Annotated in this window: 21 protein-coding genes, 1 tRNA gene and 1 riboswitch; of the genes, 9 read left to right on the top strand and 13 right to left on the bottom strand. The window is 53.8% G+C overall.

The annotated features are described in order from the left end of the window. Window positions 1-6: 6 nt before the first annotated feature. Window positions 7-1167: a glutathionylspermidine synthase family protein gene (locus ACO0U8_RS19380; RefSeq protein ID WP_421671441.1), complete on the top strand. Its 1161-nt coding sequence runs from the start codon at window positions 7-9 to the stop codon at window positions 1165-1167. 52 nt (window positions 1168-1219) lie between these two features. Here the strand turns inward: ACO0U8_RS19380 and ygiD are convergent, their stop codons facing one another. Continuing rightward, window positions 1220-2008, bottom strand: coding sequence for a 4,5-DOPA dioxygenase extradiol (gene ygiD / locus ACO0U8_RS19375; RefSeq protein WP_421671458.1), 789 nt, complete (start codon window positions 2006-2008; stop codon window positions 1220-1222). Window positions 2009-2253: 245 nt separating this feature from the next. Next, complete coding sequence (ribB, locus tag ACO0U8_RS19370; RefSeq protein WP_056772983.1) at window positions 2254-2907, bottom strand: 3,4-dihydroxy-2-butanone-4-phosphate synthase; 654 nt, start codon at window positions 2905-2907, stop codon at window positions 2254-2256. 133 nt (window positions 2908-3040) lie between these two features. Further along, a riboswitch (FMN riboswitch) is annotated at window positions 3041-3215 on the bottom strand. Window positions 3216-3347: 132 nt separating this feature from the next. Here ribB and ubiK point away from each other — a divergent pair. Then, the gene (ubiK, locus tag ACO0U8_RS19365) at window positions 3348-3620 is read left to right on the top strand and encodes a ubiquinone biosynthesis accessory factor UbiK (protein WP_056772986.1); all 273 of its coding nucleotides are present in this window, start codon (window positions 3348-3350) and stop codon (window positions 3618-3620) included. A gap of 67 nt (window positions 3621-3687) precedes the next feature. On the opposite strand, the gene yjeH is transcribed toward ubiK, so the two are convergent. The 4 genes from yjeH to ACO0U8_RS19345 form a co-directional block, all read right to left on the bottom strand. Continuing rightward, window positions 3688-4938 (bottom strand): L-methionine/branched-chain amino acid transporter, encoded by a 1251-nt coding sequence (gene yjeH / locus ACO0U8_RS19360; protein WP_122096470.1) that lies wholly within the window; start codon window positions 4936-4938, stop codon window positions 3688-3690. Window positions 4939-5030: 92 nt separating this feature from the next. After that, the gene (hldE, locus tag ACO0U8_RS19355; protein WP_056772995.1) at window positions 5031-6458 is read right to left on the bottom strand and encodes a bifunctional D-glycero-beta-D-manno-heptose-7-phosphate kinase/D-glycero-beta-D-manno-heptose 1-phosphate adenylyltransferase HldE; all 1428 of its coding nucleotides are present in this window, start codon (window positions 6456-6458) and stop codon (window positions 5031-5033) included. A gap of 87 nt (window positions 6459-6545) precedes the next feature. Continuing rightward, complete coding sequence (gene glnE, locus ACO0U8_RS19350) at window positions 6546-9383, bottom strand: bifunctional [glutamate--ammonia ligase]-adenylyl-L-tyrosine phosphorylase/[glutamate--ammonia-ligase] adenylyltransferase (RefSeq protein ID WP_421671440.1); 2838 nt, start codon at window positions 9381-9383, stop codon at window positions 6546-6548. Between the two features lie 57 nt (window positions 9384-9440). After that, complete coding sequence (locus ACO0U8_RS19345; RefSeq protein ID WP_390973274.1) at window positions 9441-10748, bottom strand: CYTH domain-containing protein; 1308 nt, start codon at window positions 10746-10748, stop codon at window positions 9441-9443. Between the two features lie 264 nt (window positions 10749-11012). Between ACO0U8_RS19345 and ACO0U8_RS19340 the strand changes: the two genes are divergently transcribed. Together ACO0U8_RS19340 and ACO0U8_RS19335 are read left to right on the top strand one after the other, a co-directional pair. Then, complete coding sequence (locus ACO0U8_RS19340) at window positions 11013-11633, top strand: TIGR04211 family SH3 domain-containing protein (RefSeq protein ID WP_056773002.1); 621 nt, start codon at window positions 11013-11015, stop codon at window positions 11631-11633. A 198-nt stretch (window positions 11634-11831) separates the two neighbouring features. After that, complete coding sequence (locus ACO0U8_RS19335) at window positions 11832-13067, top strand: multifunctional CCA addition/repair protein (protein WP_056773004.1); 1236 nt, start codon at window positions 11832-11834, stop codon at window positions 13065-13067. Between the two features lie 74 nt (window positions 13068-13141). Here ACO0U8_RS19335 and bacA read toward each other — a convergent pair whose 3' ends face one another. After that, complete coding sequence (gene bacA, locus ACO0U8_RS19330) at window positions 13142-13987, bottom strand: undecaprenyl-diphosphate phosphatase (RefSeq protein WP_238485124.1); 846 nt, start codon at window positions 13985-13987, stop codon at window positions 13142-13144. A gap of 165 nt (window positions 13988-14152) precedes the next feature. Next, window positions 14153-14509 carry a bifunctional dihydroneopterin aldolase/7,8-dihydroneopterin epimerase gene (gene folB / locus ACO0U8_RS19325; RefSeq protein ID WP_056773007.1) on the bottom strand — a complete coding sequence of 119 codons (357 nt, stop codon included), beginning with the start codon at window positions 14507-14509 and terminating at the stop codon, window positions 14153-14155. Window positions 14510-14616: 107 nt separating this feature from the next. Between folB and plsY the strand changes: the two genes are divergently transcribed. Then, window positions 14617-15246 (top strand): glycerol-3-phosphate 1-O-acyltransferase PlsY, encoded by a 630-nt coding sequence (plsY, locus tag ACO0U8_RS19320; protein ID WP_122096473.1) that lies wholly within the window; start codon window positions 14617-14619, stop codon window positions 15244-15246. A 96-nt stretch (window positions 15247-15342) separates the two neighbouring features. Here plsY and tsaD read toward each other — a convergent pair whose 3' ends face one another. Beyond that, window positions 15343-16356: a tRNA (adenosine(37)-N6)-threonylcarbamoyltransferase complex transferase subunit TsaD gene (gene tsaD / locus ACO0U8_RS19315; protein WP_421671439.1), complete on the bottom strand. Its 1014-nt coding sequence runs from the start codon at window positions 16354-16356 to the stop codon at window positions 15343-15345. 344 nt (window positions 16357-16700) lie between these two features. Here tsaD and rpsU point away from each other — a divergent pair, with 344 nt between their 5' ends. The 3 genes from rpsU (at window position 16701) to rpoD (ending at window position 20829) form a co-directional block, all read left to right on the top strand. Further along, window positions 16701-16916, top strand: coding sequence for a 30S ribosomal protein S21 (rpsU, locus tag ACO0U8_RS19310; protein WP_001144069.1), 216 nt, complete (start codon window positions 16701-16703; stop codon window positions 16914-16916). 134 nt (window positions 16917-17050) lie between these two features. Beyond that, window positions 17051-18799 (top strand): DNA primase, encoded by a 1749-nt coding sequence (gene dnaG, locus ACO0U8_RS19305; protein WP_421671438.1) that lies wholly within the window; start codon window positions 17051-17053, stop codon window positions 18797-18799. Between the two features lie 191 nt (window positions 18800-18990). After that, window positions 18991-20829: an RNA polymerase sigma factor RpoD gene (rpoD, locus tag ACO0U8_RS19300; protein ID WP_056773019.1), complete on the top strand. Its 1839-nt coding sequence runs from the start codon at window positions 18991-18993 to the stop codon at window positions 20827-20829. 82 nt (window positions 20830-20911) lie between these two features. Here the strand turns inward: rpoD and mug are convergent, their stop codons facing one another. Further along, a complete protein-coding gene (gene mug / locus ACO0U8_RS19295; protein WP_421671437.1) occupies window positions 20912-21409 on the bottom strand; it encodes a G/U mismatch-specific DNA glycosylase in 498 nt (165 codons plus the stop codon). A gap of 142 nt (window positions 21410-21551) precedes the next feature. On the opposite strand from mug, the gene ACO0U8_RS19290 reads away from it, so the two are divergent. Next, window positions 21552-21628 (top strand) — tRNA-Ile (locus ACO0U8_RS19290). A gap of 93 nt (window positions 21629-21721) precedes the next feature. On the opposite strand, the gene gdhA is transcribed toward ACO0U8_RS19290, so the two are convergent. The 3 genes from gdhA to ACO0U8_RS19275 form a co-directional block, all read right to left on the bottom strand. Then, window positions 21722-23065: an NADP-specific glutamate dehydrogenase gene (gdhA, locus tag ACO0U8_RS19285; protein WP_056782375.1), complete on the bottom strand. Its 1344-nt coding sequence runs from the start codon at window positions 23063-23065 to the stop codon at window positions 21722-21724. A gap of 112 nt (window positions 23066-23177) precedes the next feature. Continuing rightward, window positions 23178-23663 carry a methylated-DNA--[protein]-cysteine S-methyltransferase gene (locus ACO0U8_RS19280; protein WP_136377411.1) on the bottom strand — a complete coding sequence of 162 codons (486 nt, stop codon included), beginning with the start codon at window positions 23661-23663 and terminating at the stop codon, window positions 23178-23180. Between the two features lie 63 nt (window positions 23664-23726). Next, on the bottom strand, window positions 23727-24425 hold the full coding sequence (locus ACO0U8_RS19275; RefSeq protein WP_056782377.1) for an acid phosphatase: 699 nt from the start codon (window positions 24423-24425) through the stop codon (window positions 23727-23729). Window positions 24426-24480: the final 55 nt, after the last annotated feature.

Here is a 24480-nt window from a genome sequence, read left to right as displayed (position 1 = left end):
GCACAGATGAAACGTTTACCTGTTACCGAGCGCCCGGACTGGCGCGAAAAAGCCACCGAGTTTGGCTTCAATTTTCACACCATGTATGGCGAACCGTACTGGTGTGAAGATGCCTATTATCAGTTCACGCTGGCGCAAATCGAAGAGATTGAAGATGCCACCGCTGACATTCATCAGATGTGTTTGAAAGTGGTCGAACGCGTGGTGGGCGACGATGCGCTTATGGCGAAGTTTCAGATCCCAAAACACGTCTGGGAATTTGTTCGCCATTCCTGGCGGACCCATCAGCCTTCGCTGTATTCGCGTCTGGATCTGGCCTATGACGGCATCAATCCGCCTAAGCTCCTGGAAAATAACGCCGATACGCCAACGTCCTTGTACGAGGCAGCATTCTTTCAGTGGCTTTGGCTTGAAGATCAGATCGCGGCAGGCAATTTGCCGCAGGACGCGGATCAGTACAACAGTCTGCAGGAAAAACTGATCGCACGGTTTGCCGAGCTGAAAAATCAGCATGGTTTCTCACTCTTACACATCGCCTGCTGTCAGGACACGGAAGAAGATCGCGGCACGGTGCAATATCTGCAGGATTGTGCGCTGGAAGCGGAACTGGCGAGCGAGTTTCTGTATATCGAAGAGATCGGCCTGGGCGAGCGCGGGCAATTTACCGATCCGCAGGATCAGGTAATTTCCAATCTGTTTAAGCTTTATCCGTGGGAATTTATGTTCCGCGAGATCTTCGCCACCAAGCTGGAAGATGCCGGTGTACGCTGGCTGGAACCCGCCTGGAAAGCCATTCTTTCCAACAAAGCATTACTGCCGTTGCTGTGGGAAATGTTCCCGGATCACCCGAATCTGTTACCGGCGTATTTTGCCGAAGACGCGCATCCTGAACTGGATCACTACGTGGTGAAACCGCTGTTTTCACGCGAAGGGGCTAATATCAAGGTCATCGAGAAAGGTCAGGAAGTGGCCCGTGTCGAGGGGCCGTATGGCGCGGAAGGGATGATTGTGCAGCAGTTCCACCCGCTGCCGGTGTTTGAAGGCAGTTACACATTGATCGGCAGCTGGCTGGTCAACGATCAGCCTTGCGGGATCGGCATCCGTGAAGATAAAGCGCTGATCACACAGGATCTGTCACGTTTCTATCCGCATACCATCGTCGGATAAAAAAACTAAAAAGGGATAATGTGATCTTTCATTATCCCTTTTATTCACCGAATTAACCTGCCTGAACGGACAACATCGATAACGATCCCATGACGATCCCGTCGGTTGGCTGCGTGATCGGCTCTTCACCGTTCCATGCCCCTAAAATATATAACAATGGCAAATAGTGATCCGGTGACGGATTCGATAACGCCCCCCCTTCATGATCCATAAAGTTCACCAGAGGATGATCCTTCGCCTCACCCTTCCAGCTCAGATTATCTTTCACAAACTTCTCGAAAGAAGTCGCCCACGGATAAGGCTCGCCCTTTCCGTCCCATTTCACCATGCGCAGGTTATGAACCACGTTACCGCTGGCGACGATCATCACCCCTTCGTCACGCAGAACAGCAAGTTTTTTACCCAGCTCATAGTGATATTCCGGCGGTTGGGTTCCGTCGATACTCAACTGGATCACCGGAATATCGGCCTGCGGATACATCTTGATCAACACACCCCAGGTTCCGTGGTCGAAGCCCCATTCACTGGTATCAGACAGAACATTTATCGGGCTGAGCAATTCCTGGACGCGTTTTGCCAGTGCCGGTGAGCCCGGGGCTGGATAACGTTTGTCGAACAACGCCTGCGGAAAACCACCGAAATCGTGAATGGTGCGCGGGTTTTCCATTGCCGTCACGGCGGTCCCACGGGTAAACCAGTGTGCTGATACCGCCAGAATCGCCTTTGGTTTCGGCAGTGATTCGCCCAGCGCATGCCAGGCACGGGTATACGTATTATCTTCCAGCACGTTCATCGGGCTGCCGTGACCTAAGAAAAGTGCGGGCATACGTTGAGTCGTCATCATGAATTCCTTACCGCAAATGAAAGAGAGCGGGTGGTGAACCACCTTCCGCGTAATGCCATTACGGTACTCTTTTTGACTGGCGGTGACAGCCGGATAACGATGAAGGAGATGTTCAATAAATTTGAAGGGAAAAATCAAAGGTGATGCGCAGACATGACGTTAAAAAAGGCGGTAAAGACAAAATTCGGGAATAAAAAGCAAAAAGGCCGCATAAGCGGCCTTCGAACGGGAATAACGCTCTGTCAGCTTGCCTGACGGGTCTGCGCCTGACGATATTCCACCAGGTCCGCGATCGTAACAACGGGCATATTATGTTGTTTCGCAAAGACAATGGCTTCAGGCGCATGCGCCATGCTGCCGTCATCGTTGGTCAGCTCACACAGCACGCCGAAAGGTTTAAGCCCGGCCAGTGTCACCAGATCGATAGACGCTTCGGTATGGCCGCCACGGGTCAGCACACCGCCAGCCTGCGCGCGCAGCGGGAAGATATGCCCCGGACGGCTCAGGTCGGAAGGTTTCGCGCCATCTTTGATGGCGGTGCGAATGGTGGTGATGCGGTCAGCGGCAGAAACACCGGTCGTCACGCCTTCAGCTGCTTCAATGGTCACGGTAAAAGGTGTCTGGAACTGGCTGGAGTTGTTCTCCACCATCATCGGCAGATCGAGCTTTTTACGGCTGTCTTCGTTCATGGTGAGGCACACAATCCCGCTGCCGTGACGAATGGTCAGCGCCATTTGTGCAACGGTCATGTTTTCAGCGGCAAAGATTAAATCGCCTTCGTTTTCACGATCTTCGTCATCCAGTACCATCACACCAACGCCGTTACGAATAGCGTCAATAGCACGCTCAACGCGTTCAGCGGGTGTACCGAATTCGGAAAGTAGGGTCTGATTCATGGTAAAAATAACCTCATGTTCTGTATGTGGATTACCAGAATCAGGGCGTCTTGAGGAGGCTAGCTGCAGCGGCCTGATGGCGTGCTACAGTTATAAAAAATAACGCAGCGGACAAAGCTTGTCCGGCTTGAATCGTTACTCTCTCCCATCCGGACTTTAACCGTCGGCCCCGGAATTACACCGGATCTGCTGACCTCTAACCCCGAAGGATTGAGCGCTCGCGGGCTTCCACGTGGAAGGATTTATGGCCTTCCGGTACGCTGTGGTTTACCGCCGGTGGGGACTTTCACCCCGCCCTGAGAATAAGCAAACCAACTATAACGCCAATAAATGACCAGAGCAATCCTGCGGTTTGGCCAATTAGTGCCCCGAAAGGTTTATAGAAACGTCATCAGCGATTACACTAGTCAAAAGCATCTCCTTCGAGAAAAGGAAATAATATGATTGACCCGAAAAAAATTGAACAAATCGCCCGCCAGGTTCACGAATCCCTGCCAAAAGGGTTCCGTGAGTTTGGTGAGGATGCCGAAAAGAAAATCCGCCAGGTATTGCAGGCACAGTTCAGCCGCATGGATTTAGTCAATCGCGAGGAGTTTGACGTACAGACGCAGGTTCTGCTGCGCACCCGCGAAAAACTGGCTGTGCTGGAGCAACGTCTGGCCGCGCTGGAAACGAAACTGGCTGACGCAGAGAAACCACAAGATCCGGTTTGATTTTTCAGTACCCCAGAAATAACCAAGGCCTGCACAGCAGGCCTTTTGCTTTTATCGCACTCAGAAATTATCGCGTGTGAAGCACGGTTTTCGCGCGGGGCAGCAGCAGCCACAGCGCGGCAAATATGATCAACGCATACGAGGCTTTCCAGCCCACCATCGCCAGCAATCCGCAACATAGCACCGCGCCAAGCCGCGCCATCCAGATCGAACGCCCTTTCAGGATCCGCGAGCCCGCCAGCATGCACAATAAATAGATCAGAATGAAGATCCCGTTGGCATAAGTGATCAGCGCATCGAGCGGCAAATGGAGCCAGTAAATCAGCAAGGTAAACAGCACGCAGCAGCCGACCACCAGATTGAGTGCCGCCACCGGCACGCGCTGAGCCGAAAGTTGTGCCAGCTTGCTCTGCGGTTTCAGTTGCGCCTGTGACCACACCAGCCGGGCGAAGCTTTGAGTATAAATATTGACGCTGGCGAAGCACGCCAGATAGCCAATAATACAGGCCACCCACAACGCTTTCTGCCCGAACAATTGCACCACGATGCCCGGTAATGACGCGCCCGCTTCCCGTCCCTCACCCCAGGCGTGGAATTTCAGCACCGCCACGGTACATCCCCAGTAGACCGCGCCGGCGACCAGCATACCGATGAGTAACGCGCGCGGAAAATCGCGTTCCGGATGACGAAACTCCGTCGCCAGATGGGCAAAAGCTTCCAGGCCGACGAAGCACCAGAACATCACGGCCAGCGCGTCAAACAGGTTCGATGGCGAGATATCGCGAATGGCGGGCAGCGGAATTTGCGGCAATGAAATATCACCTTTCCACCAGATCGCAACAACCAGCGCGATCACCAGCGCTGCAATCAGCGTCTGAATATTGGCGCTGGAACCGGCGCTGCGCGTGCCGAGGAACCAGATGACCAGCAGTGTGCCAAGCTGGACAAGCAGCAGATTTTCACTGCTCCAGCCAAATGCTGCCTGCCAGAAGCCAGCGGCGATGTGCAGCGCGGCAGGCAAACCGACCGGGATCACCGACAAAAACAGCCAGCCGGTGACCCTCGCCATGTGCGGTCCAAAGGCTTTGCCAACGAAATGTGCCGCACCGCCTGCACTGGGGAAATGTCGTCCGAGCGCGGCAAAACCAATGGCAATGGGAAACACCAGCAGGATCAGCACCGGCCATGCCCACAGGCTGTCGTTTTGCGCCAGCTGTGCCGCCAGCGCGGGCACGGCGAAAACACCGGTACCGAGTAACGAGGTGGAAAGCAATCCGACGCCCTGCGCCAGACTTAATTCCTGTTTTAATCCGCTCACAACTGAGTCATTTCCTTTTGGCGTCTGTAATTCAAAAGCTAAAAAAAAGGGCTTATCAGATAAGCCCTTCGGTCAGCGTGTGGATGACAGGATCACTCCTGTGATTTGATCTGATTGATTATTTTGGTGGTCGATAATCCGTCTTCAAAATTCAGCACGCGGACTTCGCCGCCGTTAGCCCAGACTTCTTCACTGCCGGCAATCTGCTCCGGTTTATAGTCGCCGCCTTTGACCAGCAGATCCGGCAAGATCCCGGCGATCAAACGCTGTGGGGTGTCTTCTTCAAACGCCACAACCCAGTCCACTGCGCCCAGTGCGCCCAGCACGATCATGCGGTTTTGCAGCGCATTCACCGGACGGGTTTCCCCTTTCAGACGTTTGGTGGACGCATCGCTGTTCACCGCGACGATCAGACGATCGCCCAGCTTGCGCGCGTTCGCCAGATAGGAAACGTGGCCGGCATGCAGGATGTCAAAAATGCCGTTGGTCATTACCACTTTCTCGCCGCGCTGGCGCGCCATGGCCACAGCGGCTTTCAGTTGCTCTTCAGTCATCACGCCGAAACCGACGTCAGAACGGCCACCGATAGCATTTTCCAGTTCGACCGGAGATACAGTTGATGTTCCGAGTTTACCCACCACCACGCCTGCCGCGGCGTTAGCCAGGAAACAGGATTCTTCCAGCGTATTGCCTGCCGCCAGCGCCGCAGCCAGCGTACCAATGACGGTGTCACCGGCGCCGGTCACGTCATACACTTCCTGCGCCTGCGTAGGCATATGGAAAGGTGCTTTGCCCGGCTGTAACAACGTCATACCGTGCTCAGACCGCGTGACCAGCAATGCGGAAAGCTCGAAACTGGCGATAAGTTGCATACCGCGCGTGACGATTTCTTCTTCGTTTTTGCAGCGACCGACGACCGCTTCAAATTCAGACAGGTTTGGCGTCAGCAGCGTGGCACCGCGATAACGCTCAAAATCAGATCCTTTAGGATCGACCAGTACCGGCACACCGGCTTTTCGCGCCAGCTGAATCATCTTCTGCACTTCTGTCAGTGCGCCTTTGGCATAATCTGACAGCACCAGCGCGCCGCTTTCCGGCAAAGCCTGTTCGATTTTAGTCAGCATCGGTTGCAGATCGACGCCCTCAAAACCTTCTTCAAAGTCGAGGCGGATCAGTTGCTGGTTGCGCGACAAAATACGCAGTTTGGTAATGGTGGGGTGCGTCGGTAAGGCGACAAAATCGCAGTGAACCTTCACTTCTGCAAGACGCTCGCCCAAGGCGCGCGCCGCATCGTCCACACCGGTCAGGCCGATCAGACGCGAAGAGGCACCCAGGGATGAAATGTTCATCGCCACGTTAGCCGCGCCGCCGGGACGTTCTTCGATGGTATTCACCTTCACGACCGGTACCGGCGCTTCCGGTGAGATTCGGTTGGTCGGGCCATACCAGTAGCGGTCTAACATTACATCACCGACCACCAGCACACCGGCACGGTGAAAATCAGGCAAAGTCACTTTCATCCCAAGACTCCAAAACAGGTAAAACCAAACAGAGAAAAATAGTGCGCCGGATAATATCACAAGCACCTATTCCCCCACTAAAAACCCTCAGCCGAGCCATTTCGCCCAGCTGGCGCGGATTTGCTCACGTTCTGTCGCAAAAGTGCCTGCGGCGACTTTGCTGCCGTGTTCCTGCAGCGCGAGGTGATGGATTTCATCGCGCAGCGTGACGTAAGCCTGCGTCAGATTTCGCGCTTCGTCTTCAGGCATGATGTCATTTTGCGCCATCAGTTCGAAAATACGGACGTTATCTGACCAGCGTGTCAGTTTCGGCTTCTCATGTGCAAAGCGTAAGACCAGATATTGTGCAATGAATTCAATATCGGTGATGCCACCCGGATCGGCTTTCAGATCGAATTCAGCGGACTTTTTACTGCCGAGGTGGGCATACATTTTTTCCCGCATCTCGCGGACTTCTTTTCGCAGCCCCTCCCCCTCACGCTCGCGGCAGAGAATATCGTGACGCGTGGCGTTGAACTGCTGCGCCAGCTGCGGATCGCCGTAAACCACCCGCGCGCGCACCAGCGCCTGATGTTCCCAGGTCCAGGCTTCACTGGCCTGATAATCGGCAAAAGCTTCGATGGTGCTGACCAGCATGCCGGAAGCACCGGAAGGACGCAGTCGCGGATCGACTTCATAAAGAATGCCGGAGGCGGTACGCGTGCTGAATAAATGCATAATGCGTTGCGCCAGACGCAGGTAAAACTGACGTCCGTCGATGCTGCGTTCGCCGTCAGTCATCACTTCTGGCGCGCAATCAAGCAGGAAGACCAGATCCAAATCTGAGCTGTAACCCAGCTCCCAGCCGCCCAGTTTTCCATACCCGACCACGGCAAAACCGCGCCCTTCGCGCTGCTGAAGGTGCGCCGGCTGGCCGTATTTTACGACCATCTGATCCCATGCCTGCTGCACAACCACGTCCAGAATGGCTTCGGCCAGATAGGTTAAATGGTCGCTCACTTTCATGACCGGCAGTGCGCCGGAAATATCACCGGCGGCGATGCGCAGATGTTGTGCCTGCTTGAACTGCCGGACAGCTTCCAGCTGTTGCTCTTCGTCTTCCGTCGGCACACGCATCAGGTACTGACGCAATTCATCACGGTACGCGCCGGGCTCAATCGGATGATAAAGGGTGCGGGAATCGAGCAGTTCATCGAGCAACAGCGGGTGTCGCGCCAGCTGCGAGGCGACCATCGGTGAGGCGGCGCACAGCCGGATCAGCTGTTTGAGTGCGCCGGGATACTCCACCAGCAGTTCTATATAGGTCGTGCGCGTGACGATGTTCAGCAGCAATTGCATCAGACGTTGCAGGGTGACATCGGCATTTTTATAGGTACACACCTGCGCCAGTAGACGCGGCATCAGCAAATCAAGCTGATCTCGTCCACGCGGTCCGATGGTCCTTTTATCGACATCACGACGGAATTCGGCAATCTGCTGCAGGATATGACGTTGAGCATTGTCATCCAGCAGCGGCACCCACGGCGCCAGCTCGGAAGGCTCCAGCGTATCGATCCACAAACTGCTGAATTGCGACTGCTGCTGATCGTCGTCGACGTCCGGTGTGTCATCACCAATCAGATCATTAAATACCGCCCGCACGGCCTGCATGTGAGCATTCACGGCATCAAGAAGCTGCGGCCAGTCCGGATAATTCATTCCCCAGGCCAGACGCGCCTGATTCAGTTCATCCGCCGGAAGAGTCTGGGTTTGTTCGTCGGCGATCGCCTGCAACAGGTTTTCCAGACGACGCAGGAACAAATAGCTGCCGCGCAGTTGCAGAACCTGCTCAACGGGCAGCAATCCAAGTTTTTCCAGCGCCTGCAAGGTCGGCAGCAGGGCACGTTGTTGCAAGGCCGGTTCACGCCCGCCACGGATCAGCTGGAAAACCTGCACGATAAATTCGATTTCGCGGATACCACCGGCGCCCAGCTTAATATTATCTTTCAGACCACGGCGACGTACTTCGCGGGCGATCATCCCTTTCATGTTGCGCAGGGACTGGATCACGCTGAAGTCGATATAACGGCGGAACACGAACGGCTTCAGCATCTTGCGCAGTTCCTGGCTGCTGCTTTCCTCCGCGCCGCCCATCAGACGCGCTTTGACCATCGCGTACCGCTCCCAGTCACGTCCTTGTTCCTGGTAGTAATCTTCCAGCGCAGAAAAACTCATCACCAGTGGCCCGCTTTCACCAAACGGACGCAGGCGCATGTCGACCCGGTATACAAAACCGTCGATGGTCGGCTGATCCAGCGCTTTAATCAGGCGCTGCCCGAGACGCACAAAAAACTGCGAATTTTCCAGCTCACGGCGACCACCGCGCGTCTGGCCGTTTTCCGGATATGCAAAAATCAAATCGATATCCGAAGAGAAATTCAGCTCACCGCCACCCAGTTTCCCCATGCCGAGGATCAGCATTCGCTGCGGTTCACCCGCCGCATTCACCGGCGTACCAAACTCACGGCAACAGGCGTCATACAGCCAGTCGCGGGCGCTGACGATCAGTAACTCCGCAAGCTCGCTCAGCTGTTGCAGCGTGTCTTTCGCTTCGCTGGTTTGTGCCGCCTGCGACCAGGCAATGCGGGTGAGAATCCGGCGGCGAAACAGGCGCAGCGCCTTCATTAAACCGGCTTCATCACTGACGCCGGTTAGCGAGGCTTCCAGCCACTGGCGGTAAAACTGCCATTCCTGCGACTGCGGCGGATTTTGTTCGATTTCATGCCACCACTGCGGAAACGCCAGCAGGCTGTCCGTCACGAACTGACTGCTGGTCAGCACCGCCAGCGCAGCCTCGTCGGGAAGGGGCAGATGTTCAGGATGTTCACGCCATTGCTCAAGCAAACTCCGGGCGTGGCTTTGCAAAACAGGGGAAAGTGGCAACATGAAATCAGATTCCTTGCAAAAAAAAGCCCGGGCAATGAGCCCAGGCTTATCAGTCAATTAACGTGGCTGGCCGTTTAGCCAGAAGGCATCCATCATCAACGCCTGCGAACGGGCAGAATCCTCCAGCGCCAGTTGCTTCTGGATAATCGCCTGTTGCAGCTCGGTCCAGCCCGCCAGATACGCGGCAACGTCACGCTCAGGGTAGGCACCTGACAGCAAATGGAAGGTGATGATCTGACGCTTCAGGCGTGCCAGCTGGTCGCGGTAACCTTCTTCGGTCAGCGGTTGTGCAAAGGCTTCTTTCAGGTCGGCAGCGGTACGGCCAAGCATGATGTCGGAGAAGCGTTTGAAAGAACCTTCGAGCTTCTTCGCTGATTTATCATCGATAAACGGCGTCCAGCCCGACATTGTCAGCCATGAGGTGAGCACTAACTTACATTTCAGATAGGCAGCGCTAAAGCAGACTTCCTGCGCATCGGCGGATTTCTGTTCCAGCACCGGCACCAGGTCAGTCAGCAAGGTGCGCAGCTCAGCAGAAGCCTTACGCGGCACCAGTCCGCCAAACAGCACCAGAATCTGACGCACAGTCTCTACGGCCTGCAACACTGCCGGACGCGCCAGTTTATCGCCGCGCGCCCACAGTTCTTCGTGATACTGCCAGTGGTCAAGCGCCAGCTCGAACATGCCCGCCATCGCCTGTTCCACGGTGGCTTTCGGTTTGGCCTGGAAAACCGGCAACGGTTTGATTTCACGTACCGGATTGCCTTTCGCCAGATGGTAACCGCGCGCGGCTTTGCTGAACCCACCCTGACGTAAACCGCCGTGCTCAGCGATTTCTGCGGCCAGCGCCAGTAAATCTGCGGTGTTGCCTTTTTTCAGCTCAAGTTCGATTTCAGACAGCGGCTCAGACAATTCACCCGCCACCACCTCGCCCAAATCAAGACCCAGTTCGATCTCGCTTTCGCCGTAAGTGATCACCCACTTCTCACGGGTGAAATCCGTGCGGAATAACGGTGCCAGCGCTTTTTGCAGCGCTGCTACCTTGCAGCCTTCCGGCCAGATATCTTTCGGGAATGCGCTGAGCTTAAGCACCGGCTTTTTCAGCTCAACGTTATACTCCGGCCGCTGGTGTAAACCGCCCACCACTTTGCCGCCAGTTTTAAGGGTCATTTCATACTGATCGTCGAAACCGCGGATACGCAAGCCAATGTCGTGCGAACGTAAATAGTTTTCCGCAGTCTCAAAATAGATGTTGGTGAGTTTCGAAGGCGCGGTGTGCTCAGTGGTAAAACGAGCAAGTTGCGCGGGTAACTCGGCAATGGTGGCCGGGGTGGCGATAAATTTTAATTCTATTTCTACGGTCATAAGGGTCTTCACACCGATTCTTTGCTGCCAAAAGGGATAAATGCGTCTGTCCAATTCTACCATAAGCACTGCGCGCAAGCCGCATGTTGCGGGATTGTAAGATAGTTCTCATTCCGGTTTATGCATTGCGTCGTCACACTGTTGCCCTTACTATCGGTCACCAAATTAATGCGATCGCTAATAACTGCGGTTGCCAGAAGACGTATCCTGATAAGACGGATCCACACTTCACGTTCCCTAAATTCACAAAGAAACGATGAAATAATGCATAAATTACGCCTGATTGGTTTCGCTTTGCTTGGCTTAAGCATCACTTGGGGCGCTCATGCCGATGAGAAGCGCTACATTTCCGACGATTTGATTACTTATATCCACAGTGGTCCGGGTAATCAGTATCGCATTGTTGGCACGCTAAATGCCGGTGATGAAGTCACCTTACGCAGCGTCAATGACAGCACTAAGTACGGTGAAATCATTGACTCAAAAGGGAAAACCGCCTGGATCCCTCTCGATCAGTTAAGCAATCTGCCGAGCATCCGTACCCGCGTACCTGATCTCGAAAATCAGGTGAAAACGCTGACGGACAAGCTGACGAATATCGATTCCAGCTGGAACCAGCGTACTGCGGAAATGCAGAGCAAAGTGGCCTCCAGTGACAGCATTATCAACGCCCTGAAGAAAGAAAATCAGGAGTTGAAAAACCAGAAGATCATCGCCGAGAAGAAAGTTAACGCGGTGAATGTTCAGCTCGACGACAAGCAACGCACCATCATTTTACAGTGGTTCATGTACGGTGGCGGTGTGGCGGGCGTAGGTTTGGTTCTGGGTCTGCTGTTACCGCACCTGATCCCGCGCCGCAAGAAAAAAGATCGCTGGATGAGCTGACAGGCTAACGCCTTCACGGGTTCCTGTTCAGAGTTAACGCTAAGGCACTTCGGTGCCTTTTCTTGTTTCCATTATCCGGTAAACAAACAGCAGTTACTGGCGATGATGAAGACCAGGTTTGCTATGATAACGTCAGAGTCCCTTCTTTATTTTCAGCGCCGAGATGTGCTGAATTGACCTTACTTCAGGAGTTATCGCGTGGAGATTTACCTGGTTGGCGGCGCAGTCCGAGACAGTTTATTAAACCTGCCTGTGTCTGAACACGATTGGGTGGTCGTAGGCGCTACGCCTGAATACATGCTTGAAAACGGTTATCAGCAGGTCGGTAAAGATTTTCCGGTCTTCCTGCATCCGGTCAGCCGCGATGAATACGCGCTGGCGAGAACGGAACGGAAATCAGGTGCCGGTTACAACGGATTTACCTGTTACGCCGCGCCGGACGTGACGCTGGAACAGGATCTGATGCGTCGGGATCTGACCATCAATGCCATCGCCAAAAGCAAAGAAGGCGAACTTATCGATCCTTACCACGGCCAGCGTGATATCGGGCTGCGCCTGTTGCGCCACGTTTCCGACGCTTTCGGCGAAGATCCGCTGCGTGTTCTGCGCGTTGCCCGCTTTGCCGCCCGCTTTGCGCATTTGGGTTTTACGGTTGCCCCGGAAACCCGCACGCTGATGCAGCAGATGGCAGAAAGCGGCGAACTGGAAGCCCTGACGCCTGAACGTGTGTGGAAGGAGACGGAGAAAGCGTTGCAGACGCAGGATCCGCAGGTGTTTTTCCAGGTGCTGCGCGACTGCGGCGCCCTGAAAGTCCTGTTCCCGGAAATTGACGCGCTGTTTGGCGTTCCCGCGCCGGAGAAATGGCACCCGGAAATCGATACCGGCATACACACCCTGATGACGCTGAAAATAGCCAGCCAGCTGACGCCAGATGTTGATGTGCGTTTTTCGGCGCTTTGCCATGATTTGGGCAAGGCCCTGACCCCGCCGCAATTCTGGCCAGCCCATCACGGCCACGGCCCGGCAGGCGTGAAACTGGTGGAGAACCTCTGCCAGCGGCTGAAAATCCCGACGCATATTCGTGATCTGGCGAAGCTGGTGGCAGAGTTCCACGATCTCATCCATACCGTGAATAAATTGCGCCCGGAAACCCTGTTAAAACTGTTTGATACCATCGATGTCTGGCGTAAACCGCAGCGTCTTGAGCAAATGATCATGACCAGTGAAGCCGATGCTCGCGGACGTACAACCTTTGAAAACAATCCCTATCCGCAGGGAGATTACCTGCGTGAAGCCTTTAACATCGCAAGCAGTATTTCGAATAAAGAAGTGCTCGATGACGGTTTTCAGGGGATAGAAATCCGCGATGAGCTGAAAAAGCGACGGACGCAGATTCTGGCACAATGGAAAGCCGCGCAGGAACCCGCAATCTGATCTTCCGTTGTGGCGAAAAACCCATGAAAAAAAGCCCCGGACGCTGTCACGGGGCTTTTTTATATTCGCTGAAATCAGGCAATGAAGACGAAGTAAACCGCCAGTGCCACGAAGAAGCGGTAGATCGCGAACGGAATAAACGAGATTCGCTTGATCACGGCCAGGAAGGTTTTGATCGCAAACAGCGCGACGATAAACGCCGTCACAAAGCCAGTGGCGAACATCGGCAAATCGGCCATGCTCAGGAAACCATAGCTTTTATACACATCCAGCACCGTGGCGCCCAGCATCATCGGCACGGCCAACAGGAAGGAGAATTCGGACGCGGCAAAACGGCTGACGCCGAGTAACATTCCGCCACCAATGGTCGCTCCCGAACGGGAGAACCCCGGCCACAACGCCAGACACTGGAACACACCGATCAAAAATGCCTGTGCGTAAGTCATGTCATCCAGCCCTTCAGCGCGCGGCTTCTTCGGCTTGAACAGTTCGGCGGCAATCAGTAAAAAGCCGCCGACGACCAGCGCATACATCACATTTTTAGGTTCAAACAACGATTTGATCTGCGAGTGCAACAACAACCCCAGCACTGTCGCCGGGATCATGCCCAGAAGGATATGCAGCAGATTCAGACGGCGGGTTCCTGTGCCTTCGTGAACCGGTGGCTTACCAAAGTGCAAACCAATCATGCCGAACAGGCGACGCCAGAACATCACCACCACCGCCAGAATAGAACCCAGCTGGATGATCACTTCGAATGATTTCGCTTTATCCCCGGTGAACCCTAAAAGATTACCCACAATGATCATATGCCCGGTGGAGGAAACCGGTAAAAACTCGGTCAGCCCTTCCACCACTCCCATAATAACGGCAACCAGCAAAGAATGACTTTCAGCAATCATTAGCTTACCCAACCCCATCAGATACCCGCTTGCGGGAAAATATGCTGCACAGCAGACAATAAAAAAGCGACATCGTACTGAGCCGCTTCAATCAGCAGAGGCCTGTGAACCGGCATCTACTTTTAACGCTTCTTTATGACAATCAATAGACAAGCAGTTTCTGATTTCTATCCATCACCGGAATTAAAAACGTTGGCCGCGCTCGATGATCACCCCGACGTTCGCCGCCTGCGCCACTGCGCCGGGCTTGCTGAGTTTGATCCGCACCCACGGAGAATTAAATCGTTGCAGAAGCAGCGTCGCCACTTCTTCTGCGACACGTTCCACCAGGGCAAAGTTTTGCGAGGAAACATGCGCGATCACGGCTTCACTGACATCCGCGTAGCTTAAACAGTCATTCACATCATCGCTGGAAGCCGACTTGCGGTTATCCCACGCCATTTCGATATCGAACACCAGTTTCTGTTTAATGGTCTGTTCCCAATCGTAGGCACCAATAGTAGTGATTACATTTAGTTGCTCAATAAATACGATATCCATCACGCGTTTCTCTGTTTTTAGCCAAGCCGGATACCACTTCCAGCAGAAAATGCGTATTATCCATGGATGTTGCGATTAAAACGACCCTTATTAGACGGAACGGCTTTATGAGTGCTACCGCGCTTGGAATGATTATTTTCGCCTACCTTTGCGGCTCGATTTCCAGTGCGATTCTGGTCTGCCGGGTAGCCCGTTTGCCTGATCCACGCACCGCAGGATCCTGTAATCCCGGCGCGACAAATGTGTTGCGACTGGGCGGACGCCTGGCTGCCGCTGCCGTCCTGATCTTCGACGTGCTCAAGGGTATGCTTCCCGTCTGGCTTGCCTACAGTTTCCACATTCCACCAATGTATCTTGGCCTGACGGCCATTGCGGCCTGCCTCGGCCACATTTACCCGGTCTTCTTCCGCTTTAAAGGTGGCAAGGGCGTGGCGACAGCCTTCGGTGCTATCGCCCCTATCGGCTGGGACCTGACCGGCCTGATGACCGGTACATGGCTGCTGACAGTGCTGCTGAGTGGTTACTCGTCACTTGGCGCCATCGTGAGCGCGCTGATTGCACCGTTTTATGTCTGGTGGTTTAAACCCGAATTCACCTTCCCGGTGGCCATGCTTTCATGTCTGATTTTGTTGCGCCATCACGACAATATTCAGCGCCTGTGGCGTGGTCAGGAAGGCAAAATCTGGGATAAGCTGAAAAAGAAACGTAAAGCGGCGAAAGACAATAAAGACGAATAACCCCGCATTGCAGACATAAAAAAAACGACCTCATGTGGGTCGTTTTTTTATGGGTTTATACCCTTGTACAGCCTGAATTTGACAGCTTAGGTTTGCTCAGACCGGCGGTAATTCAGCCAAAGGCCAGCGCGGGCGAACCGTTACGCCCAGGTCTGGCGTTGCACCGGTTTTCAACCGAACCATACCCGCATAGGCGATCATCGCGCCGTTATCGGTGCAAAATTCAGGGCGGGCATAGAAAACTTCGCCACCGCGTTTGGTCATCATTTCGGCTAATTTCGCGCGCAGCGTCCGGTTTGCACTGACACCACCGGCCATGACCAGCCGTTTAAAACCGGTCTGTTCCAGCGCGCGTTTACATTTAATCGCCAGCGTATCCACGACGGCATCTTCGAAAGCACGCGCGATATCCGCATGCGTTTGCGCATCGCTGTCATTGCCGCGAATGGTATTCGCCGCAAAAGTTTTCAGGCCCGAGAAGCTGAAATCCAGTCCGGGACGATCGGTCATCGGACGCGGGAACGTAAATCGCCCAGCCACGCCTTCGGACGCCATTTTCGACAAAAGCGGGCCGCCGGGATAAGCCAGACCTAACAATTTTGCCGTTTTATCAAACGCTTCGCCTGCCGCATCATCAATGGATTCGCCCAGCAAGGTGTATTCACCGATCCCTGTGACGCTGATTAACTGCGTATGACCGCCGGACACCAGCAGCGCAACGAACGGAAAGTCAGGGGGATTATCTTCAAGCATCGGCGCCAGCAGATGGCCTTCCATGTGATGTACGGGCACTGCGGGCACATTCCAGGCGAATGCCAGAGAGCGGCCAATGGTCGCCCCCACCAGCAACGCGCCGACCAGGCCAGGGCCTGCGGTATACGCGACACCATCAATATCCTGTGCGGTCAGCCCGGCTTCTTTGAGCGCAGCCTGAATCAGAGGTATTGTTTTACGGACGTGATCTCGCGAGGCCAGTTCTGGCACGACGCCGCCGTAATCTGCATGCAGTTTTACCTGACTATACAATTGGTTAGCTAACAAACCGGCTTCGCTGTCATAAACTGCAATTCCGGTTTCATCGCAGGACGTTTCAATACCCAGTACTCGCATCACTCTTTCCGTCATAGTTTCAGGCTAACTTGCGGCGCGCAGTTTAGCACACAAGCACCTGCGGGCGCTGCATCCGCGTGGTCATTCCTGCCAGTTACTTCCCCCCTCAGTATCAATCATCGTTACGGCCAATTAATGTCGAGCAATTTGGGTTGATTGGTATATAATCGGCGCCCGACGCAAAAGCGAGCGCACAATGTTGCAGAAGGGTTGCAGAAAGCACCCGTTTCAATTTGCCGTTATGCTTTACAAGGCGACGCGAATTGGAGTAAAATTCCGCACCATTTTGAAATGTGCTGGTACAACATCAGCAAACAAACCGATTTTATCGAGGTGAGAGGCACATGCCTGTAATTAAAGTACGTGAAAACGAGCCGTTCGACGTAGCTCTGCGTCGCTTCAAACGTTCCTGCGAAAAAGCAGGTGTATTAGCCGAAGTTCGTCGTCGTGAGTTCTATGAAAAACCGACTACTGAACGTAAACGCGCTAAAGCATCTGCAGTAAAACGCCACGCCAAGAAACTGGCTCGCGAAAACGCACGTCGCACTCGTCTGTATTAATCTTCGGGGGTAACCCCAATCGCGTGATTTGCAATATTAAGAACGCGCAGACTGCGTAGTAGCATACGAAGGCCGTGCTTTCCGAAAGGGATGCGCGGCTTGTTCTCGTTTATAGGCTAGTGAGTAAGGGGCTTATGGCTGGGAGAATTCCGCGCGTATTTATCAATGACTTGCTGGCCCGCATCGATATCGTCGATTTGATCGACGCCCGAGTAAAGCTCAAGAAACAGGGTAAAAACTATCACGCGTGCTGCCCTTTCCACCATGAGAAAACACCCTCATTTACCGTTAATGGCGATAAGCAGTTTTATCACTGTTTCGGCTGTGGTGCCCACGGCAATGCCGTCGATTTCCTGATGAACTATGACAGACTTGAGTTTGTCGAAAGCATTGAGGAACTGGCGACAATGCAAGGTTTGGAAGTGCCGTATGAAGCAGGCACGGGTCCAAGCCAGATGGAACGCCACCAGCGTCAAAGCCTCTACCAGTTGATGACCCCGCTCAGCGAGTTCTATCAACAGTCGCTTAAACAACCTGCAGGTGCACCCGCGAGGGAATATCTTGCCCAGCGTGGTTTAAGTGCAGACGTCATCCAACATTTTGCCATCGGTTTCGCCCCGCCGGGTTGGGACAACGCCCTAAAGCGTTTTGGTAAAAATGCCGATGACAAAGCATCACTGATTGACGCCGGTATGTTGGTCACCAATGACAACGGACGCAGCTATGATCGCTTCCGCGAACGGGTCATGTTCCCGATCCGCGATAAGCGTGGCCGCGTGATTGCATTTGGTGGCAGGGTTTTGGGTGACGGTACCCCGAAATACCTCAATTCACCGGAAACTGAAATTTTCCATAAAGGCCGCCAGCTCTATGGCCTTTATGAAGCGCAATTGAAACACCCGACTCCGACGCGTTTGCTGGTGGTTGAAGGGTATATGGACGTCGTGGCACTGGCGCAGTTCGGCATTGATTATGCCGTCGCATCACTGGGGACATCCACCACGGCCGACCATATTCAGCTGATGTTCCGCAGTACGGATACCGTCGTTTGCTGTTATGACGGTGACCGTGCAGGGCGCGAAGCCGCGTGGCGTGCGCTGGAAACAGCGTTGCCGTATCTCAATGATGGGCGTCAGCTGCGGTTTATGTTTTTACCCGACGGCGAAGATCCGGACACTCTGGTGCGCAAAGAAGGTAAAGACGCGTTCGAACAACGAATGGAACAGGCGATGCCGCTGTCGACATTCCTGTTTGATTCGCTGATGCCGCAGGTCGATTTGAGCAGCCCTGACGGGCGGACCAAATTGAGTATGCTGGCATTGCCGCTGATCCGTCAGGTACCCGGTGAAACATTGCGCATGTATTTGCGTCAGCAGTTAGGGAACAAGCTCGGCATTTTGGATGACAGTCAGCTAGAAAAGCTGATGCCCAAACAGGCTGAGAATGGCAATAGCTATCAGGCGCCCCAGCTAAAACGCACAACCATGCGTATACTTATAGGGTTACTGGTACAAAATCCACAACTGGCTACACTTATACCCTCGCTGCAAGGTTTGGAACAAGCGAAGCAACCTGGACTGGATTTGTTCAGCGACTTAGTCAGCACTTGCTTAGCCCAACCGGGGCTGACAACCGGCCAGTTACTGGAACTTTATCGCGACAATAAGTTCTACCAACAGCTTGAAACTCTGGCGACATGGAACCACATGATCGTTGAGGACATGGTCGAAGAAGAATTTCGTGCCACGCTCGCCAGCCTGTATGACTCAATTTTAGAGCAACGGCTTGAAACCTTGATAGCAAAAGCCAGGACGCACGGCCTGAGCCCGGAGGAACGCACAGAAGTCAGTTCCCTGAATCAGGTATTAGCGAGAAAGAACTAAAAATTAGAACATATCGGTAGCGCGTGAGGCGCTATCTCAGAACACGGCTTAAGTGCCGATTAAAAGCGGGGCATGGCCCTGCGCAGAGCCGCCCTGGTGGGCCGCGGCACAATAAACGCCCCTAACGTTATTGTTGGCGATATCACCCGACCGACACGAACCCAAATACTCTGAAGTGTGGATACCGTCTTATGGAGCAAAACCCGCAGTCACAGCTTAAGCTACTTGTCACCCGTGGTAAGGAGCAAGGCTATCTGACCTTTGCTGAGGTCAATGACCATCTGCCGGAAGATATCGTCGACTCCGATCAGATCGAAGACATCATCCAGATGATTAACGACATGGGCATCCAGGTTCTTGAAGAAGCGCCGGACGCCGATGATTTGATGCTGGCCGAAAACCGCCCTGATACCGATGAAGATGCTGCAGAAGCCGCGGCACAGGTACTTTCAAGCGTTGAATCCGAAATTGGTCGTACTACCGATCCTGTGCGTATGTACATGCGCGAAATGGGTACCGTTGAACTTCTGACCCGTGAAGGCGAAATCGACATCGCTAAACGTATCGAAGACGGTATCAATCAGGTGCAGTGCTCCGTAGCTGAATACCCTGAAGCTATCACCTATTTGTTAGAACAATATGACCGTGTGGAAGCAGGTGAAGCTCGTCTGTCTGATCTGATCACCGGTTTTGTTGATCCTAACGCTGAAGAAGAAATCGCGCCGACCGCCACTCACGTGGGTTCTGAACTGACCACCGAAGAGCAGAACGACAACGACGACGATGAAGAAGATGACGACGATGCTGAAGACGACAACAGCATCGATCCTGAACTGGCGCGCCAGAAGTTCACCGATCTGCGTGAGCAACACGAAGCGACCCGTGCCGTTATCAAGAAAAATGGCCGCAACCACAAAAGCGCTGCTGAAGAAATTCTGAAGCTGTCCGATGTGTTTAAACAGTTCCGTCTGGTGCCTAAACAGTTCGATTTCCTGGTCAACAGCATGCGTTCCATGATGGATCGCGTCCGTACTCAGGAACGTCTGATCATGAAGGTGTGCGTTGAACAGTGCAAAATGCCGAAGAAAAACTTCGTCAATCTGTTCGCCGGTAACGAAACCAGCGATACCTGGTTTGATGCGGCTCTGGCAATGGGTAAACCATGGTCTGAGAAGCTGAAAGAAGTCACCGAAGACGTGCAACGCGGCCTGATGAAACTGCGTCAGATCGAAGAAGAAACGGGCCTGACGATTGAACAGGTCAAAGACATTAACCGTCGCATGTCGATCGGCGAAGCGAAAGCCCGTCGCGCCAAGAAAGAGATGGTTGAAGCAAACTTACGTCTGGTTATTTCTATCGCGAAGAAATATACCAACCGTGGTCTGCAGTTCCTTGATCTGATTCAGGAAGGTAACATCGGCCTGATGAAAGCCGTTGATAAGTTTGAATATCGCCGTGGTTATAAGTTCTCAACTTATGCGACCTGGTGGATCCGTCAGGCTATCACCCGCTCCATCGCCGACCAGGCGCGTACCATCCGTATCCCGGTGCATATGATTGAGACGATCAACAAACTCAACCGTATCTCCCGCCAGATGCTCCAAGAGATGGGCCGTGAGCCGACGCCGGAAGAGCTGGCTGAACGTATGCTGATGCCGGAAGATAAAATCCGCAAAGTGCTGAAAATTGCGAAAGAGCCAATTTCCATGGAAACGCCAATCGGCGACGATGAAGATTCGCATCTGGGTGATTTCATCGAGGATACCACCCTCGAACTGCCACTGGATTCTGCCACGTCTGAAAGCCTGCGTTCTGCAACGCACGACGTACTGGCTGGCCTGACCGCACGTGAAGCGAAAGTTCTGCGTATGCGTTTCGGTATCGATATGAACACTGACCACACGCTTGAAGAAGTGGGCAAACAGTTCGACGTAACCCGTGAGCGTATCCGTCAGATCGAAGCGAAAGCGTTGCGTAAACTGCGCCACCCAAGCCGCTCTGAAGTGCTGCGCAGCTTCCTGGACGACTAGTCGTCCCCAGGCTGACAGCCATTAAAAAGCCCCGCCCTTCTCTGGAAGTGGCGGGGCTTTTTTATTCTGTCTATCTGACGTCTCAGGCGTTCAGTGCGTCATACAATTCTTTGTAAGACGCGACCAGACTGTCGAGTGTCGCGCGATTCAGCCCGCTGGGATTAGGCAGCACCCAGACCTCTGTGTCACCGATTTTCAGAGCCTGACGACCCCAGTTCACCTTGCTGATACCAAACGCTTTACTGAAAGCCTGCTTGCCCAGCACCGCCAGCGCCCGCGGCTGATAGCGTTCAATCTTCTCTGTCAGTGCCGCCCCGCCTTCCCGCAGCTCATCGCGCACCAGCTCAGTCGCTTCCACTGTAGGGCGCTCTACCAGCATGGTAATACCACAACCGGTATCCAGCAGATGCTGCTCTTCTTCAGGTTTAAGAAGACGCTCAGTAAACCCGGCCTGATAGATAACTTTCCAGAAGCGGTTATTGGCATTAGCAAAATGATAACCGTGGTGCGCCGTCGACAGACCAGGATTGATACCGCAAAAAACCACGGTCAGATCCTTATCAATAATATCAGTAATCATAATCTTGCCCTGAAACGTATTTGCAGTGATTATCGATAAAATAGTTAACGATCACAATATGCTGCAACTGCGCACAAAACGCGCATACACACCGAACACATATAGACCTCTGAGCAAAGTTTACCGTATAATCCCGCACCTCGGCCCTTTAGCTCAGTTGGTTAGAGCACGCGACTCATAATCGCTTGGTCGCTGGTTCAAGTCCAGCAAGGGCCACCAAATTTTAGCTTTAAAATCATATAATTAAGCCACTTCTCGCGAAGTGGCTTTTTTGTTAGCTAAATTCATTGCCCCAAAAGTGACGCCCTAAAATCAGAGCACGCCCTGCGCCAGCATCGCGTCCGCCACTTTGACGAAGCCTGCGATATTTGCGCCACGCACATACTGCGTCTGCCGGCCTTCGCCGCCGTACTCGACGCACGACTGATGAATATCCAGCATGATGTGACGCAAACGCGCATCCACTTCTTCGGCTTTCCAGCTCAGACGCGCGGCGTTCTGTGCCATCTCCAGCCCGGACGTCGCCACGCCGCCGGCGTTCGCCGCTTTGCCCGGCGCGAACAAAACGCCCGCGTCGGTGAACAAGTCGGTCGCTTCAATGGTGGTCGGCATGTTCGCGCCTTCGGCTACCGCTTTCACGCCATTGGCAATCAGCACGCGCGCCGCTGCGGCATCCAGTTCATTTTGCGTGGCACATGGCAGCGCGATATCCACCGGCACATTCCACGGTTGCTGGCCTTCGAGATACGTCAGCCCGAGTTTTTGTGCGTAATCGGCTACGCGGCCATCGCGGCTGGCTTTGATTTCCGTCAGCAGCGCCAGTTTTTCAGGGGTGAAACCGGCTTCATCGACCACGGTGCCGTTAGAATCAGATGCGGTGATCACCCGCGCACCCAGTGACATGGCTTTTTCAATCGCATATTGCGCGACGTTACCGGAGCCGGATACCGCTACGCGCATGCCTTCAAAATCCAGACCGTGGCGTTTAAGCATCGATTCAGTGAAATAAATCAGGCCGTAACCGGTGGCTTCCGGGCGGATCAGACTGCCACCGAACGACAAGCCTTTGCCGGTGAACACGCTGGCCGTATTGTTGGAGAGCTTTTTCATCATCCCCGCCATATACCCGACCTCACGCCCGCCGACGCCGATATCGCCCGCAGGCACATCGGTATCCGGCCCGAGATGACGATACAGCTCCAGCATCAGCGCCTGACAGAAACGCATGATCTCGCCTTCGCTTTTGCCTTTCGGGTTGAAATCACTGCCGCCCTTCCCGCCGCCCATCGGTAACGTGGTCAGCGCATTTTTGAAAGTCTGTTCAAAGCCGAGGAATTTGAGAATCGATAAATTAACCGACGGGTGGAAACGCATTCCGCCTTTGTACGGGCCGATGGCCGAGCTGAACTGCACGCGCCAGCCACGGTTCACCTGCACCTGATTTTTGTCATCCACCCAGGCGATGCGAAACTGAATGACACGCTCCGGCTCCACCAGACGCTCCAGTAAAGCAGAACGGCGGTATTGCGGATGTTGTTCGAGGAAAGGCCACAGCGTAGTCATGACTTCGCGTACGGCCTGGGAGAATTCGACCTGATGCGGGTCGCGTTGCTGGACTGAGGATAAGAACTGTTCGAGGGATTGAATCTGATCCATTAATGTAGAACTCCGTCTGTAAGTGATGTTGTCTTTTTTATTTACTGCTTATTTTTTGACTATGCATCGACTGACAAGCGGACTTCAAGCAATTTATTTCCCGATAAAAACCTTACGATTTACGACCTTCCAGTTTTAATAACAATGCCTTGTTATCCAGCCCGCCTGCAAAGCCGGTTAACTTACCGGAAGCGCCAATCACACGGTGGCAAGGCGCCACAATAGAAATGGGATTGCGGCCATTGGCGGCACCGACGGCGCGAACCGCTTTAGGGCGGCCGATACGCCGGGCAATATCGCTATAACTGCGCGTCTCGCCAAACGGGATTTCCAGCAACGCCGCCCAGACTTCTTTCTGGAATGCGGTGCCGGTAAAATCGAGCTCCAGCTCAAAACGCGTGCGTTCGCCGGCGAAATATTCGTTCAGCTGTTGCTCGGTTTTCAGCAGGATGGGAAACGCCGGGTCTTCGGTCATCTCACCCAGAGGCACGCGTCCGTCGATTTCACATTCCCACAAAATAGCCGTCAGTTTGTCGCCTTTCGCCGCCAGGGTCAGCAACCCGACCGGTGACGCCATTCGCTTGAATCTGTATTCCATCAGTCCCTTCCTCTGCGAGTTTTACGCCCCACACTTTACCGGAAAGGCAGGAACTGACGAAAATTATTTCAGGCCCAGCTGGGTGCGAAGTTCTGTTTTTGCCGCATCGAATTCCGTTTTGAAATCCGGCTGCTCTTCCATTTTTTGTGCGATCAACGCAGCACCGGTGCGGCTCATGACGGTATCAGAACGGTAATGGAAACCGGCCACCAGACGGTTTTCCGCGTAACCGGCCGCACGGGTAAACAGCGCGTTGCGTTTTTCCGGCACCATTTCGCCCAGCACCGTCGCCATCAGATACCCTACCGTCGAATGGCCGGAAGGCCATGAACCGGATTTGGATTTTTTCAGCAGCGGATGGATTTGTTCATCGAGCATGTACGGGCGCGGGCGGTTGAAGGCTTTCTTGGCGTGATCGTCCACCACGTCTTCGGTCGCGATAATCCGGTCAAACAGCGCGGCAGTTTTCGGCAGTTTCGCGGCGTCAAAATCCGGCCCCATCACATCGGCAAAACGCCAGACGTTTTCTTCAGCATCGGCAATCGCCGCTTTTTCCTGCTCCGGCGTGCGGGTGGCCTGAATCTCCAGCAATTCTTTCAGTTCCGCTTTGGTCTTTGCAGAATCATCCGCCGGCGGCGCAGGCAGATATTTGGTCAGATCCAGTTCCTGAGCAGTGATAAAAGGTTTGGCTTCGTCAGCAGCCTGAACGGCAAAGGTAGAACCGAGGGTGAAAAGCAGCAGAGCAATGAGGGACTTACGCACGGTGAAACTCCTGATATTAGTGTGAATATCAGGAGAGTAGAGAAGGAATGTGACG

Origin of the sequence: Rahnella sp. EDr1-12 (genome assembly GCF_049206505.1) — a bacterium.
Taxonomy (GTDB): Bacteria; Pseudomonadota; Gammaproteobacteria; order Enterobacterales; family Enterobacteriaceae; genus Rahnella; species Rahnella rivi.
This window is presented reverse-complemented; position numbering and strand designations above follow the sequence as displayed.

Excerpts from the sequence above, each read along its gene's own strand:
- ACO0U8_RS19380 (WP_421671441.1), top strand. The coding sequence starts at position 7 with ATGAAACGTTTACCTGTTACCGAGCGCCCGGACTGGCGCGAAAAAGCC.
- tsaD (WP_421671439.1), bottom strand. The coding sequence starts at position 16,356 with ATGCGAGTACTGGGTATTGAAACGTCCTGCGATGAAACCGGAATTGCA.
- mug (WP_421671437.1), bottom strand. The coding sequence starts at position 21,409 with ATGATTACTGATATTATTGATAAGGATCTGACCGTGGTTTTTTGCGGT.
- ACO0U8_RS19345 (WP_390973274.1), bottom strand. The coding sequence starts at position 10,748 with ATGACCGTAGAAATAGAATTAAAATTTATCGCCACCCCGGCCACCATT.
- hldE (WP_056772995.1), bottom strand. The coding sequence starts at position 6,458 with ATGAAAGTGACTTTGCCTGATTTTCACCGTGCCGGTGTGCTGGTGGTC.
- dnaG (WP_421671438.1), top strand. The coding sequence starts at position 17,051 with ATGGCTGGGAGAATTCCGCGCGTATTTATCAATGACTTGCTGGCCCGC.
- bacA (WP_238485124.1), bottom strand. The coding sequence starts at position 13,987 with ATGGGGTTGGGTAAGCTAATGATTGCTGAAAGTCATTCTTTGCTGGTT.
- gdhA (WP_056782375.1), bottom strand. The coding sequence starts at position 23,065 with ATGGATCAGATTCAATCCCTCGAACAGTTCTTATCCTCAGTCCAGCAA.
- rpoD (WP_056773019.1), top strand. The coding sequence starts at position 18,991 with ATGGAGCAAAACCCGCAGTCACAGCTTAAGCTACTTGTCACCCGTGGT.
- ACO0U8_RS19340 (WP_056773002.1), top strand. The coding sequence starts at position 11,013 with ATGCATAAATTACGCCTGATTGGTTTCGCTTTGCTTGGCTTAAGCATC.
- rpsU (WP_001144069.1), top strand. The coding sequence starts at position 16,701 with ATGCCTGTAATTAAAGTACGTGAAAACGAGCCGTTCGACGTAGCTCTG.
- plsY (WP_122096473.1), top strand. The coding sequence starts at position 14,617 with ATGAGTGCTACCGCGCTTGGAATGATTATTTTCGCCTACCTTTGCGGC.
- ACO0U8_RS19280 (WP_136377411.1), bottom strand. The coding sequence starts at position 23,663 with ATGGAATACAGATTCAAGCGAATGGCGTCACCGGTCGGGTTGCTGACC.
- ribB (WP_056772983.1), bottom strand. The coding sequence starts at position 2,907 with ATGAATCAGACCCTACTTTCCGAATTCGGTACACCCGCTGAACGCGTT.
- ygiD (WP_421671458.1), bottom strand. The coding sequence starts at position 2,008 with ATGACGACTCAACGTATGCCCGCACTTTTCTTAGGTCACGGCAGCCCG.
- glnE (WP_421671440.1), bottom strand. The coding sequence starts at position 9,383 with ATGTTGCCACTTTCCCCTGTTTTGCAAAGCCACGCCCGGAGTTTGCTT.
- folB (WP_056773007.1), bottom strand. The coding sequence starts at position 14,509 with ATGGATATCGTATTTATTGAGCAACTAAATGTAATCACTACTATTGGT.
- ubiK (WP_056772986.1), top strand. The coding sequence starts at position 3,348 with ATGATTGACCCGAAAAAAATTGAACAAATCGCCCGCCAGGTTCACGAA.